The 14,986-nt window shown below is 58.8% G+C and carries 10 protein-coding genes; 6 read left to right on the forward strand and 4 right to left on the reverse strand.

The genetic code is table 11. The annotated features are described in order from the left end of the window. Positions 1-55: 55 nt before the first annotated feature. From parE to E5Q11_RS07275, 4 genes are all read right to left on the reverse strand, one after another. Positions 56-1,975 (reverse strand): DNA topoisomerase IV subunit B, encoded by a 1,920-nt coding sequence (gene parE / locus E5Q11_RS07260; RefSeq protein WP_135802745.1) that lies wholly within the window; start codon positions 1,973-1,975, stop codon positions 56-58. Positions 1,976-2,043: 68 nt separating this feature from the next. Continuing rightward, positions 2,044-2,556 (reverse strand): protease complex subunit PrcB family protein, encoded by a 513-nt coding sequence (locus E5Q11_RS07265; protein ID WP_135802746.1) that lies wholly within the window; start codon positions 2,554-2,556, stop codon positions 2,044-2,046. After that, on the reverse strand, positions 2,553-5,207 hold the full coding sequence (locus tag E5Q11_RS07270) for a S8 family serine peptidase (protein ID WP_135802747.1): 2,655 nt from the start codon (positions 5,205-5,207) through the stop codon (positions 2,553-2,555). Before E5Q11_RS07270 ends, E5Q11_RS07265 begins: the two co-directional genes overlap by 4 nt. 121 nt (positions 5,208-5,328) lie before the next feature. Beyond that, entirely contained in the window at positions 5,329-5,949 is a 621-nt protein-coding gene (locus tag E5Q11_RS07275; protein WP_404802745.1) for a TetR/AcrR family transcriptional regulator, read from the reverse strand. Between the two features lie 248 nt (positions 5,950-6,197). On the opposite strand from E5Q11_RS07275, the gene E5Q11_RS07280 reads away from it, so the two are divergent. From E5Q11_RS07280 to E5Q11_RS07305, 6 genes are all read left to right on the forward strand, one after another. Beyond that, positions 6,198-7,997: an acyclic terpene utilization AtuA family protein gene (locus E5Q11_RS07280; protein ID WP_135802749.1), complete on the forward strand. Its 1,800-nt coding sequence runs from the start codon at positions 6,198-6,200 to the stop codon at positions 7,995-7,997. Positions 7,998-8,011: 14 nt separating this feature from the next. Then, entirely contained in the window at positions 8,012-8,878 is an 867-nt protein-coding gene (locus E5Q11_RS07285; RefSeq protein WP_135802750.1) for an SDR family oxidoreductase, read from the forward strand. 9 nt (positions 8,879-8,887) lie between these two features. Then, on the forward strand, positions 8,888-10,504 hold the full coding sequence (locus E5Q11_RS07290; protein ID WP_135802751.1) for an acyl-CoA carboxylase subunit beta: 1,617 nt from the start codon (positions 8,888-8,890) through the stop codon (positions 10,502-10,504). A gap of 397 nt (positions 10,505-10,901) precedes the next feature. Then, positions 10,902-12,062, forward strand: coding sequence for an acyl-CoA dehydrogenase family protein (locus E5Q11_RS07295; protein WP_135802752.1), 1,161 nt, complete (start codon positions 10,902-10,904; stop codon positions 12,060-12,062). Positions 12,063-12,096: 34 nt separating this feature from the next. Further along, positions 12,097-12,942 (forward strand): enoyl-CoA hydratase/isomerase family protein, encoded by an 846-nt coding sequence (locus tag E5Q11_RS07300; protein WP_135802753.1) that lies wholly within the window; start codon positions 12,097-12,099, stop codon positions 12,940-12,942. A 43-nt stretch (positions 12,943-12,985) separates the two neighbouring features. Continuing rightward, a complete protein-coding gene (locus E5Q11_RS07305) occupies positions 12,986-14,977 on the forward strand; it encodes an acetyl/propionyl/methylcrotonyl-CoA carboxylase subunit alpha (RefSeq protein ID WP_135802754.1) in 1,992 nt (663 codons plus the stop codon). The last annotated feature ends 9 nt before the right edge of the window (positions 14,978-14,986 follow it).

Here is a 14,986-nt window from a genome sequence, read left to right on the forward strand (position 1 = left end):
AAGAATAAAGGGTGCTGGTCAAAGCACGTTTAGTAATAAAGGTCTGGCCCCGCGGTCAGACCTCGATATCCGCCATGTTGCCGTAGGTTTCAAGCCAGGTACGGCGGTCAGAGGCGCGCTTCTTACCCAGCAACATATCCATGCGCGCATCGGTGTCGTCCCCATCTTCAATGGTGAGCATCACCAGCCGGCGGGTATCCGGTGCCATGGTGGTCTCACGCAGCTGCAGCGGGTTCATTTCACCCAGCCCCTTGAAACGGGTAACGGAAATCTTGCCTTTCCGGTTTTCCGCCGTCAGCCGATCCAGAATACCCTGCTTTTCATGCTCATCCAGGGCATAGAAGGTCTCCTTGCCCAGATCCACCCGGTACAGTGGCGGCATGGCAACAAACACGTGGCCTGCAGCGACCACCGGACGGAAATGCTTCACAAACAGTGCACACAAAAGCGTGGCAATGTGCAGGCCGTCCGAGTCTGCGTCGGCCAGGATACAGACCTTGTTGTAGCGCAGCCCGTCAAGCTGATCGGAACCCGGGTCAACGCCAATGGCAACGGCGATGTCATGCACTTCCTGGGATGCCAGAATCTCGCCGGAATCCACCTCCCAGGTATTGAGGATCTTGCCCCGCAGTGGCATCACCGCCTGGAATTCCCGATCACGTGCCTGTTTGGCAGAACCGCCGGCGGAATCACCCTCAACCAGGAACAGCTCGGACCGGGCAGTGTCATTACCGGAACAGTCCGCCAGCTTGCCGGGCAGCGCTGGCCCCGAGGTCACCTTTTTACGCGCCACTTTCTTGCTGGCTCGCAGCCGGCGCTGGGCGTTGCTGATGAACAGTTCTGCCAGTACTTCAGCAATGTCGGTGTGCTGGTTCAACCACAGGCTGAAGGCATCTTTTACCACTCCGGAGATAAAGCCGGCGGCTTCCCGGGAAGACAGGCGCTCCTTGGTCTGGCCGCTGAACTGGGGTTCCTGCATCTTGAACGAAAGCACGTAAGCGCAGCGTTCCCAGATATCTTCCGGCGACAGTTTCACACCACGGGGCAGCAGACTGCGGAACTCGCAGAACTCGCGCATGGCTTCCAGCAGACCGGTGCGCAGCCCGTTTACGTGGGTGCCACCCTGGGCTGTCGGAATCAGGTTGACGTAGCTTTCCATCACGGTTTCGCCACCCTCAGGCAGCCACTGGATGGCCCAGTCCACCGCTTCGGAATTACCGGCAAAACTGCCAACAAACGGCTCCAGCGGCACCGCTTCAATATCCGCCAGTTCACTGCGCAGATAGTCCCTTAAACCATCCTCATAGAACCATTCGTCTTTCTCGCCGGTCTGCTCCTGCACGAAGGTCACATGCAGGCCCGGGCAGAGTACCGCCTTGGCGCGGAGGTTGTGGCGCAAGCGGCTTATAGAAAATTTCGGGCTGTCAAAATAGCTGGCGTCTGGCGTGAATTTCAGCCGGGTGCCGGTGTTCCGTTTACCCACCGTATCCACAACCACAAGGTCGGTTTCCTTGTGGCCGCTGGCAAAAGTCATCCGGTGAAGCTGTCCATCGCGCTTGATCAATACTTCAAGGTGGGTCGACAGGGCGTTAACCACCGAAACCCCGACCCCGTGCAAACCGCCGGAAAAATTGTAATTACCCTGAGAGAACTTGCCGCCGGCGTGAAGGCGGGTAAGGATCAACTCAACACCGGGAACGCCATGCTCCTTGTGCATGTCCACCGGCATGCCGCGACCGTCGTCTTCCACGCTCAGCGAGCCATCACTGTGCAGAATCACGTCAATACGCCGGGCGTGACCGGCCAGTGCCTCGTCGACGCTGTTGTCGATCACTTCCTGGGCCAGGTGATTGGGCCGGCTGGTGTCGGTGTACATGCCCGGGCGCTTGCGAACCGGGTCCAGGCCGCTGAGGACTTCAATGGCATCAGCGTTGTACTCTTTTTGCTGGCTCAGTGGCTGTTTTTGCTGGCTCATAGGCGGGACGAGACTCTACGGGTTAGTGGATAAAACTGAGCCATAGCTTAGGGATTCGTGGGGAAAGATCAACGGTTGAATTGTGGATCAAGGCGCAACGGCGCCAGACCGTTGCCGTTTACTTCCAGCATCTGCCAGTGGTCAGGGGTAATCGCGAGAACGGCACAGGGTGTGGTAAGCGCCTGTGAAACCACCGCATCGGCCGGCGGGCGCCGCAGGAATACGGTCAGCCTGAGGGTATCATCGACAATCTGCGAATTGGCGAGGGTCAACCCGAAGCCCCCGGTTGGCTTCTGCCCCATGCCCACAATCAGTATGTGCTCGCGGCTGAAATCCAGCTCAGTGAGGGGCTTCATCGTGATGTTCTGCATTGGCCAGCGATCAAGCGTAGACAGGTCGTCTTTGCTGGCCAGGTATGTCAGGCCTTCAGAACCAACCCCACACTGATCCGATGCGGTGATCTGGCGGGCCAGGGGGGCGCCATCTGCCGTAGAAGAGTATGTTCTGGTGCAGGCGGTCAGCACCAGAGCTGCGAGCATGGCCGTGACAGCGGCGCCAATGAATTCTGGTAGTGTTCTCAAGGTGCATACTCTCTGATCGCGGACGGCCCCGTTTTTTCCGGCTCAACCCGATAACCCTCGAAGCCGATCCGGGGCAGGCCCAAAGCGCTGATCGCTGGCCGCCTAAAACTGGTACTAAGCACTACACCCGAGACCGGGTCGTTGCCCAGACTGATGGTTTCCGGCAAACCGTTAACCGGGTATTCAGCGCAGGCTTCGCCATTCTCGCAGATAAATCCGTTGTTGTCGGTATCGGTGCCCGCAACCAGGAAATAGTTGCCCGGTTCAATATCGTCAAAGGCAAAGGTATAGCGGCCATTTGCAGACGTGACCACGGCCTGGCTAACCACACCGCCATTGTTCTCGCCTTCTGCACTGATGACCAGAACATAGTGGCGCCCGGCCTCCTTTTCATCTGGCGAGGTCCCAAGTTTCAAGGAAACCGGAACGGTGAGTGCTTTCACACCTTCACTGGCCGTCAGATAGCTAATATCAAGCTCTGTGGCGTAACGCTTTTGCGCATCAAGCTGACCTGTTTCTGCCGTCACTGTAACCCTGGCAGAAGAAGATGGCGGCTGGGGCTGGTCAATTGTCGCGAGAAGCCAACTGGCCGATGAGGTTGCTGACTCGACCGTCACCTGCTCATTCTCAGGGAAAGCGTTCAGAACAAGTTCAGCACTGGTGACCGCAGCATTGAATTGCAGGGCCGAAGGTGAAGACGAAAGAGTAACCGGCAAATCGCCTGCAAGAGCGGCATCCATGGCGAAGAGAGCATCAATGAGGCCTGCGCCGTATTCGAAGGCGGGACCAACCTGCCGTGTGAGTGCTCCTGCTCTCAGACTGGCCAGAAACTGCTCGGGCGTGTAATCACTTCCGTCGGCCCGCAGTTTACCTTTCATCAAGGCGTAGACACCGGCAACGTGAGGTGCCGCCATGGAAGTGCCCTGAAGCGCGGCATAGCTTGGCAAAAACTCACCCCCTTCGTCGGTGCCCCAGGAACTGACGATAACATCCGGAAAACCATCCTGATTGGCGTCTCTTGAACCATCACCGCCGGGCGCCATCACGTCGACAGACGGCCCCACATTGGAGTAACCCGCACGCACACCATCACCGGCAACCGCGCCAACCCCAACCACATTTGCATAGGCAGCCGGATACGTCGCCTGATCTGATGCTTCGTTGCCTGCAGCTGCGACAATCAGTTGGCCCTCACCATTCTTGTAGGCATTGTCTATGGCACTTTTCAGTAATTCGCTAGGGCCCAAACCCCCAAGGCTGAGGTTGAGCACGTCGATTTCAGGTTGAGCAGCAGCCCAGTTTATCGCTGCAATCAGATCCGCACCGGATCCTAGGCCATCCCGACCCAACACCCGAACCGGGTAGATGAGCGCATTGGGCGCAACGCCGACAATACCTTCGGCGTTGTCTGCGGCGGCCGCAATACCAGCAACATGAGTACCGTGGAAGTTACTGCTCTGGGCTCGGCCATCGCCGGGGTCAGCGGGATTGCTGTCCCGCAAGCCGGTGTCCTCCTGATCGATATCGAGGCTGCCAGAAACATAATCCATAATTCCCGGCAACAATCGAACGTTCTCAGCAAGATCCGGATGCCAGTTTCCGCCTGCCACGGGAGTAACACTGAACAACCCGGTATCGAGCACGGCAATGCCAACGCCTGCACCGCTGGTTTCTGCCACCTGCCAGGCAAGGGGAACCTGAATGAAAGGTAGAGCCCATTGGCGGGAATAGAGGTCATCGTCGTCCGGCGCCACCATCATTGAGGCATAAACATAATTGGGTTCCGCCAGATCTATTCCCGGCTGCTGCCCCAAAGAGCGAACCCAGTCTATCGCAGCTTTTCTCTCACCGGCACCAGCACTCCCGGACATAGCCCGAACGCCTGTTGGACCACGTTGTATCAACCAGACATCGTCACCAAGATGCTTTCTTGAGCTTACGCCCAGGGCAGCCAGGGCCTGCACGCCGGCCTGCGGCGCCATACGAACCACCGCTTCGTCCATCACGAAAGCGGGCTCGGTGTATCGGGCATTGAATCCGCGGACGCTGGTAGGGTCTGCCAGCGACAAAACGTAGCGAAAAGGCCGACCGGCGCTGGTACTCAATTCGATGATGTAGGACCCGGGCTCGAAACCGTCGGGCAATGTGATATTGATAGGGTCAAGATTGGAGGTTGCCGATACGGGCTCGGTCGCCTCAATCAGGCCTCCGGCTTCGGATTTCAGGATGCGGACACGGCGGGTGGGTAACTCGGCATCAGTGGCAAGAAAGTCTGCAGGAGAACTGAATATCTGCAATGAGATACGAGTACCCGGAATCAGCTCTGCGGTGTACAGGTCGATGTGATCCCGATAGAACCGAAACCTACTCGCCGGCCCGATATAGTCTCCGCCAGCTGAACTGAGGTAACCGCCAACGGCGGCATTGGCGGGTAAACCCTGGGCATTTTCGGGCAGGTCATTATTGACTGACAGGCCAAGGCGGATTTCGTCAGCGGTATCAAGGTCTATACGTGTATTGGTCTCTATGGCGATAGAGCCCGAGAGGTCCGGCGGGGGTTCGCTGTTAGAATTTCCACCGCCACCGCCACAACCAGCCATCCAGATGCCGCAGCCAGCTAGAACCATTGCCGTTCGAAAAAAACCTGCCATACCGACCCCACTGTTTTGACGACTAACCCCTGGAGCTATACGTCAGTATGGTCTCCATCGATGCATTACTGCGAGCGGAACAGGCCATACGCGTGAATGCCTCATCTCGGACCAGGCCTTGTCAGGTACTGCTACCCAGCCCCATCATCGCCATCACCTGCGTTGTCAGATCATCCAGGCTCAGCCCACCGTCCGGGCGATACCAGGTAACTGTCCAGCTGAGGGCACCGGTCAGCATCCGTCTGATCACAAACGGGTCTGCCAGAAGCACTTTTTTACGGCTGAGCGCGCCGAGCACATCAAGCCAAATGGCCTCGTAAATATCCCGAAGCTCAAGTACCTCTGCCTGAGAGGGCTCAGACAGGCTGCGCCATTCAAAAACCAGCACGGCCATAGCCTCGCCGGTCTGGCCGTTGATGGATTCAAGCTCCGCCCTCACCAGCGCCCGCAGCTTGTCACGGTCGGTGCCTGCTTCGTCCACTGCCGCCTGCATCAGCGCGGTATTAAGGCGAATGGTTTCCACCATTACCGCTTTCAGAATCTCTTCCTTGGTGCGGAAATGGTGAAACAGGCTGCCAGACTGGATGCCGACAGCTGCCGCCAGATCCCTCACCGTCGTGCGTTCATAGCCTTTGTCACGGAACAGGCCGGCCGCTTCGTGCAAAAGCCGCCCGCGGGCACTGGACGGGTCGGATACAAGATTGTCTGCGACCAGGGATTTGAGAATGGCGTCTTGATTCAAAAGGAATTCCATACAGCAGCTAAGAAACTCCTATTCTATCTTCATTCGGCCTGTTTACAAACCAAGCGCTTGCTTGGTATTGTCAGTTTCACGTTCTACTATCTTAGCCAGAAAGTAAGCGGACTGGTCTTTTCAGAACCGTCCGGAGCCAGGGATGGCGGAGGCCGAGCGTACAGGGACGTATTTACAGCGTGTTCTGGAAAGACCAGTCCGCTTACTGACTCCGCCAGTCGATAGAAGGTGACCCAATGACCGACATTGCCCCCCGTAGCATCCGCATCGGCTGCTCCGCCGCCTTCTGGGGCGATACCGAAACCGCCGCAGAGCAGCTGGTTAAAAGCGGGAATATTGACTACCTGGTGGCCGACTACCTGGCGGAAATCACCATGTCGATCATGGCCGGGCAGAAGATGAAGGACCCCACCCAGGGCTATGCCCGGGATTTCGTTGAGACCGTGATGGCGCCGCTTCTGGGCGACATCAAAGCCAAAGGTATACGGGTGCTGGCGAATGCCGGCGGCGTGAACCCCGTTGCCTGCCGCCAAGCTCTGCAGACGCTGTGCAAAAACGCAGGCGTAGATCTGAAAATTGCGCTGGTGCTGGGGGATGACCTGCTGCCCCAGAAAAAGCAAATGGCGGAAGCCGGCACCACCGAAATGACCACTGGCCAAGCCATGCCACCCATGATGGTCAGTCTCAACGCCTACCTGGGCGCGCCGGGGCTGGTCACTGCACTGGAACAGGGGGCAGACATCGTGATCACCGGCCGCGTCGCCGACAGCGCCCTGGTGCTTGCGCCTCTGGTGCATGAATTTGGCTGGAGCTGGACGGACTACGACAGACTCGCCCAGGGCAGCCTGGCAGGCCACCTGCTGGAATGCGGCGCCCAGTCCACCGGCGGAAACTTTACGGATTGGGAAGATGTGGCCGACGGCTTTGACAACATGGGCTTCCCGATTGCGGAAGTCAGTGAGACCGGCGACTTCGTGGTCACCAAACCCCCGGGCACCGGGGGCAAGGTGTCTCGCGGCACGATTGCCGAACAGCTGGTTTATGAAATCGGCGACCCGCGAGCCTATTTGCTGCCTGATGTCGTGTGTGATTTCACTGAGGTAAAGCTGGACGAGACAGGTGAAGACCAGGTCGCTGTGACCGGCGCCAAAGGGCTTCCGCCCACCGATAGCTACAAGGTCTCCGGCACCTGGCCGGACGGCTTCAAATGTACGGTGACTTTTCTGCTGGCGGGACTGGACGCGAAAGCGAAAGCCCAGACGGTTGCTGATGCCATCCTCGCAAAGACCACGCGAATGTTCGCCGAAAAAGGCTACGCCGACTACACCGACACCCACGTCGAGCTTCTGGGCACCGAAGCGACCTACGGTCCCCACGGCCACGCTGATTGCTGCCGGGAAGTGGTGGTCAAGATCAGCGTGGCCCACCCTAAAAAAGAGGCCCTGGTGCTGTTTTCACGGGAAATTGCCCAGGCCGCTACCGGCATGGCGCCCGGCATCACCGGCATTGTCGGCGGCCGACCGACTGTCTGGCCCAAGATTCGCCTGTATTCCTGTCTGGTGCCCAAATCCGACGTATCGGTATCGGTGGATCTGAACCAGAACACAACGTCGGTCGAGGTCGACACCAGTGGCGGTTTTAGCGCTGAACAGATCAGGCCTCAAAGCCACAGCGAGATAACCGAAGACACAGACGTATCGGTGCCGCTGATCAAACTGGCCTGGGCACGCAGCGGCGACAAGGGCGACCACAGCAACATAGGCGTAATTGCCCGCCGGGCTGCTTACGCCCCCTATATCGAAGCCGCACTGACCGAACACGCCGTAGCCGACTGGATGCGCCACACCCTGGACCCGGAAAAGGGCAAGGTAACCCGCTGGGCCCTGCCGGGCTTCCACGCGTTCAATTTCCTGCTGGAGCACAGCCTGGGCGGCGGCGGCGTGGCAAGCCTGCGTATTGACCCCCAGGGCAAGGCATTCGCCCAGCAGTTACTGGAATTTCCCGTGCCGGTTCCATCGGCACTGGCCTCTTTGTAAGGAAGACCAAAGGCATGAGTTATCAATCTGTATTCAAAGCCGACCTCTTTCAGGGGCAGACCTTCATCGTCACCGGCGGCGGCTCCGGCATTGGCCGCTGCACCGCCCACGAGCTTGCCGCCCTCGGCGCAAAGGTCGCCCTGGTTGGGCGCAAGTCTGAAAAAGTTGAAACGGTGAAAGCCGAGATTCTCGAAGACGGCGGCATTGCCTCTGCCCATGTTTGCGATATTCGTGAAGAAGAACCGGTAAAGGCCACTGTGAAAGCCATTATCGCCGAACACGGCGGGCTGAACGGACTGGTCAATAACGCTGGTGGCCAATTCCCCTCCCCGCTTGCTGGCATCAACCAGAAAGGCTGGGAAACCGTGGTTCGCACCAACCTGACCGGCGGTTTCCTGATGGCCCGGGAAGCCTACAACCAGGCTCTGTCCAAAACCGGCGGCAGCATTGTAAACATCGTTGCAGACATGTGGGGCGGCATGCCGGGCATGGGCCATTCCGGTGCAGCAAGGGCGGGCATGGTGAACTTTACCCAGACCGCCGCCGTGGAGTGGGCCGCCGCCGGCGTTCGAGTGAACGCAGTGGCGCCCGGCTGGATTGCCTCCAGCGGCATGGACAACTACCCGGAACACATGAGGCAGTGGATACGCAGCCTGGGCGACAACGTGCCCCTGAAGCGCATGGGCACCGAATCCGAAATCAGCGCGGCTATCTGTTTTCTGCTCAGCCCAGGCGCAGCTTTTATCAACGGTGACTGCCTGCGCATCGACGGCGGTGCCTCCCAGGGCGGCCGGGTCTGGCCCTTCCCGAAAGCGAGGAACAACGAACCGTTCAATGGCTTCCATCGCGCCGTAACACCAAAAGTGTTGAGCGAGGACTGAGAGAGCATTATGCAGGTACTCGAACCGACCACCACAGCTGCATCCGAAGACTTTGAGGCCAATGCCCAGGCCATGCAGGCGCACATTGATACCTTCCGGGAGGCCGAACAGAAAGTACTGGCCCTGGCCGAAGCCGCCCGGGAAAAATTTACCAGCCGCGGCAAACTGCTCCCCCGGGACCGCATCAACCGCCTGCTGGACCGGGGCACGCCGTTTCTGGAGCTGTGCTCCATGGCCGGCTACAAAATGCACGACGACAAGGACGGCAGCCAGGCCGGCGGCGGCATTATCGCGGGCATCGGAACCGTCAGCGGCGTTCGCTGCCTGGTCGTGGCCAGCAACAGCGCGATCAAGGGCGGCACCATCACCCCCGCAGGCCTGGACAAAACATTGCGACTGCAGCAGATCGCCATGGAAAACAAGCTGCCGGTGGTGTCCCTGTCGGAAAGCGGTGGCGCCAACCTGAACTACGCCACCGACATCTTCGTGCTGGGCGCCCGGGGTTTTGCCAACCAGGCCCGAATGTCGGCGGCCGGAATCCCCCAGATCACGGTGGTTCACGGCAACGCCACCGCAGGCGGCGCCTATCAGCCTGGCCTGTCCGACTACGTTGTGGTGATTCGCGAGAAAGCCAAAATGTTCCTGGCCGGCCCGCCCCTGCTGAAAGCCGCCACCGGCGAAGTGGCCACCGATGAAGAACTGGGCGGCGCACAGATGCACGCCGAAGTCGCCGGCACCGCCGAATACCTGGCCGAGGACGACGCCGACGGCATCCGCCACGCTCGCAACATTCTGGAATCCCTACCCTGGAACGAGCAGCTGCCACCCCTGCGTGAATTAGAGTGGGAAGAACCGCTGTATCCGGAAGAGGAGCTATTGGGCCTGATTCCAGCAGACGCCAAAAAGCCCTACGACGTCCGGGACATACTCGCTCGCCTGGCAGACGGCTCGAAGTTCATGGATTTCAAGAACGAATACGACGACCAGACCGTGTGCGGCACTATCCGGATTGAGGGTCATTCCGTCGGCATCATCGGCAACAACGGCCCAATCACCCCGGCCGGCGCTACCAAGGCCGCGCAATTTATCCAGCTCTGCGACCAGGCAGGCACGCCCTTGCTGTTTCTGCATAACACCACGGGCTTCATGGTAGGGACTCATTCCGAGCAGAACGGAATCATAAAACACGGGTCCAAAATGATTCAGGCGGTGGCCAACTGCCGGGTACCAAAGGTCGCAATTGTGATCGGCGGTTCCTATGGTGCAGGTAACTACGCGATGTGCGGCCGCGGGCTGGACCCAAGATTCATCTTCGCCTGGCCCAACAGCCGCACAGCGGTCATGGGCCCGGCTCAGGCTGGCAAGGTGATGCGAATTGTGGCTGAAGACAAACAGCGCCGCAGTGGCATTGAGCCGGATACCAAGACGCTGGATTTTCTGGAACAGGCGACGGCCAAAAAGCTGGAAGATGGTTCAACGGCGTTGTTTGGCACTGCCCGGTTGTGGGACGACGGGTTGATTGACCCCCGGGATACGCGTCGGGTTCTGGCTTTGGTGCTTTCGGTTTGCCGGGAGGCTGAAGTCCGGCAGTTGCGGCCTAATTCTTTTGGTGTGGCCCGCCTGTAGGCCTGCTCAGCTTGGGGGGAGAACCGTTTGGGAGGGGCTGTCCAAAAAACGCTCCTTACGGCACATCCATGTGGCGCTTGGGCTCCGCCATCCATGGCTCCGCACATTTTTGGACAGCCCCTCCCAAACGGTTCTATCAGCCCAGGGGAAAGCGCCTTTACTGAACACGCTTTTCCAAAGGCCACAAAATTGATCGGGTAACGAGTAAATGTTCAGACATATGCGGGTGTGTGGGCCCGGTTCCAGAAAATGTCGGAGGCCATGGATGGCCGAAGAGAAGCGCACACGGACGTGCTTGTAGCGGTTTTCTGGAACCGGGCCCACACACCCGCCACCCAAGCTAGAAAAGTGCCCCCAGACAACCAGGCACGGACTCTCTACCATCAGGAGAACAAGAATGAAGTTCACACAAGAACACGAAGCCCTGAGAAAAACCGTCCGCGATTTCGTGGAGAAGGAAATAAACCCCCACTGCGACGAATGGGAAGAAGCCGGAGAATTTCCGATTCACGAGGTTTTCAAGAAACTGGGCAACCTCGGCATTCTTGGTATCCAGAAACCCGAAGAATATGGCGGCATGGGGCTGGATTACAGTTACAACCTGGTCGCAGCGGAAGAGCTGGGCACCGCTCACTGTGGCGGTGTGCCACTGGCGGTTGGGGTTCAGACAGATATGTGCACACCAGCCATTGCCCGGTTCGGTTCGGATGAGTTGAAACGTACTTTCCTCGCGCCGGCCATCAGCGGTGACATGGTGGGCTGCATCGGCGTCAGTGAAGTAGGCGCCGGTTCCGATGTGGCGGGCATGACCACCAGTGCCAGGAAAGATGGCGATGACTACATCATCAACGGCTCCAAGATGTGGATCACCAACAGCCCCAAGGCCGACTTTATCTGCCTGCTGGCGAACACCTCCGACGATAAACCCCACAAGAATAAATCCCTGATTGTGGTGCCCATGAACTCACCGGGCATTTCCTTCAGCCCGCACCTGAACAAACTGGGCATGCGCTCTTCTGAAACCGCGCAGATTTTCTTCGACGACGTGCGGGTACCCCAGCGCTACCGGATTGGCGCCGAAGGCACCGGCTTCATGATGCAGATGGTGCAATTTCAGGAAGAACGACTCTGGGGCGCAGCCAATGTGATCAAGGCGCTGGAAGGCTGCATTGAGAAGACAATCGATTACTGCCGCGAGCGCAAGACCTTTGGGCAGCCGCTGATCAACAACCAGGCGATCCACTTCCGTATGGCCGAACTGCAGAGTGAAGTGGAAGCACTGCGCGCCCTGACCTATCAGGCCTGTGAGCTGCACGTGGAAGGCAAGGATGTCACCCGGCTGGCGTCCATGGCCAAGCTGAAGGCTGGGCGGCTGGGGCGCGAAGTGACGGACAGCTGCCTGCAGTACTGGGGCGGCATGGGTTACATGTGGGACAACCCGCTGTCCCGGGCTTACAGGGATGTGCGGCTGGTGTCTATCGGCGGCGGTGCAGATGAAATTATGCTGGGCATTATCTGCAAGACCATGGGCATTTTGCCAGGCAAACAGAAAGACTGACCCTGGGTGCCAGGCCATTATCGTGGAGTCATTTATGGAAAACCTACCCCAGTGTGAAACGCTTCTGTTAGAAAAACAGGGCCCGACCCTGTTCCTGACCATCAACCGCCCCGACGCCCGCAATGCCATGAGTCTTGAGATGGTTGCGGAACTTTCGGCGGTGTTTTCGCAGATCGAAACGGACACCAGCATTCGCGCGGTGGTGATCCGTGGTTCCGATGGCCATTTCTGTGCCGGCGGTGATATCCGGGACATGGCAGCGGCGCATTCCCAGAAGACTGCTGAGGGGGAGACAGATCCATTCTACCGACTGAACCGGGCTTTCGGGCAGATGATCCAGCAGGTGAATGAAAGCTCGAAAGTGGTGGTCGCGGTTATTGAGGGCGCGGTCATGGGTGGCGGGTTTGGACTTGCCTGTGTATCGGACATAGCCATTGCCGGCCCAACCGCCAAGTTTGGCATGCCTGAGACAACCCTGGGCGTCATTCCTGCCCAGATTGCCCCGTTCGTGGTTCAACGAATCGGCCTGACACAAGCCCGGCGGCTGGCGTTGCTGGGGTTAAGGATCGATTCAAGGGAAGCATGTGATCTTGGCATTATTCACCAGGTAGCCAGTTCTGACGAAGAGTTGGAAAGAATGCTGGGAAGGATTTTGACCCGCATCCGCCACTGCGCGCCGAACGCCACGGCTGAGACAAAAGCGCTGTTGCTCAGGGTGGGCAATGAGAATCTGGGCGAGCTGCTGGACAGCGCGGCCGAGAAATTCGCGCGGGCGATACGCGGCGGCGAAGGCTCAGAGGGCACAATGGCCTTCATGCAAAAGCGGCCACCAAGCTGGGCAGAAACAGATGTAGAAAAAGGCAAAAAGCCAGGCGAGTAGAAAATTCGCTTGCGGTCGGGCACCAAAACAAGAGAACAACACAATGCTAAGAAAACTCCTGATAGCCAACCGCGGTGAAATAGCCGTCCGGATCATCCGCACCGCCAAAGCCCTGGGTTACCGCACTGTTGCCGTCTTCTCAGAGGCAGACGCCAAAGCCCTGCACGTAGAACTGGCTGACGAAGCCGTGTGCATTGGCCCGGCGCAGGTAAACGCCTCCTATCTGAATGCTGATGCCATACTCGATGCCGCTCGCAAAACCGGGGCCGACTGCATTCACCCCGGCTACGGCTTCCTGTCAGAAAATTCCGGCTTCGCCCGCGCCTGCAAAGACGCGGGATTGGTATTTATCGGGCCACCGGAGCCGGCTATTGAACTGATGGGCAGCAAACGGCGCTCGAAGATTGCCATGCAGGAAGCTGGTGTGCCTGTCGTACCCGGCTTCGAGGGGGATAATGCCAGCGACGCCGAGCTCGTTCAAGCCGCGGCCAATATAGGCTACCCCCTGATGATCAAAGCCTCCGCCGGTGGCGGTGGTCGCGGCATGCGCCTGGTCGAACAGGAATCCGAACTGGCCGACAGCCTCAAGCGCGCCAGATCCGAATCAAAACAGGCCTTCGGCGACGACGAGCTGATTCTGGAAAAAGCCGTCATCGAACCCCGCCACATCGAAATCCAGGTCTTCGCCGATCAACACGGCAACGCCGTCTATCTGGGCGAACGGGACTGCTCCATCCAGCGCCGGCACCAGAAAGTCGTAGAAGAAGCGCCCTCACCTTTCATGACCGACGCACTTCGAGCAGCCATGGGTAACGCTGCGGTCAAAGCCGCGCTAGCCTGCAATTACGAAGGCGCCGGTACCGTGGAATTCCTGGTCGACAAGGATCGCAACTTCTACTTCCTGGAAATGAACACCCGGCTGCAGGTTGAACACCCAGTCACGGAGCTGGTCACCGGCCAGGATCTGGTAGCCTGGCAACTGGCAGTAGCTGAAGGCAAGCCGCTGCCTCTGGGCCAGAGTGAAATTACCCTGACCGGTCACGCTATCGAAGTTCGGCTTTATGCGGAAGACCCGGCCAACGGCTTCACACCACAGACCGGCCCCCTGCACCAATTCCGCCCTGCCATGGACGAGGGCATCCGATTCGACAGCGGCGTGCGCACCGGTGATCAGGTCAGCCCCCACTACGACCCCATGCTGGCCAAAGTCATTGCCTGGGGCCAGAACCGGGACGAAGCCCGCCGCCGCCTGATCCGCGCGCTGGAAGACACCACCGTGTTCGGCATCACCACCAACCAGCAGTTTCTGGCCAGAATTATCGCCAACGACACCTTTGGCCGGGGCGAAGCAACCACGGCATTCCTTCAGACGAGTTTCCAGAATGATTGCTCCATGTCACCCGCAAAGATCGGTATTCGGGAACTGGCATTAGCAGCAACCCTATTCAATCAGGGCGAGGTACATTCAGCGAACCGGCAGAGTGCCTGGAGCAACGCACCCGCTACCGTGACGCCAATGAAGCTGGATGCAGGCGAACAGACTCTGGATGTTCTGGTGCGCGCCAACGGCAATCACATCACCGTCACCGCCGGCGGAGATCAGTATGAACTCACGCTGGTGCGGGCCGAGAAAGGCCAGGCATGCATTATCGACAATGGTGTCCGTCAGGTTTGCCAATATCACCGCCGGGGGGATCATCTATATTTGCAGGCATTCGGCCAGACCCTGGCCCTGCGTGACCTGACCCATCAGCCCGCCGGCGGACAAACCGCCAGTGGCAGCGGCCGGATCAAGGCCACCATGGACGGCGCACTGATCGACGTTCTGGTACAGCAGGGGCAAACCGTCAAACAGGGCGACACGCTGGTGATTCTGGAAGCCATGAAAATGGAGCATCCGGTTAAAGCAGACCGGGATGGCACTGTGACCAGCCTTCTCGCCAAAAAAGGCGATCAGGTGAAACGCAGCCAGTTGCTGGCAGAGGTCACGGCCGACGAAAACCATGACAACCCCCAAAATGAAAACGCCGGATAACGAGCAACC

Origin of the sequence: Marinobacter confluentis, from assembly GCF_004785685.1 — a bacterium.
GTDB classification, from domain to species: Bacteria; Pseudomonadota; Gammaproteobacteria; order Pseudomonadales; family Oleiphilaceae; genus Marinobacter; species Marinobacter confluentis.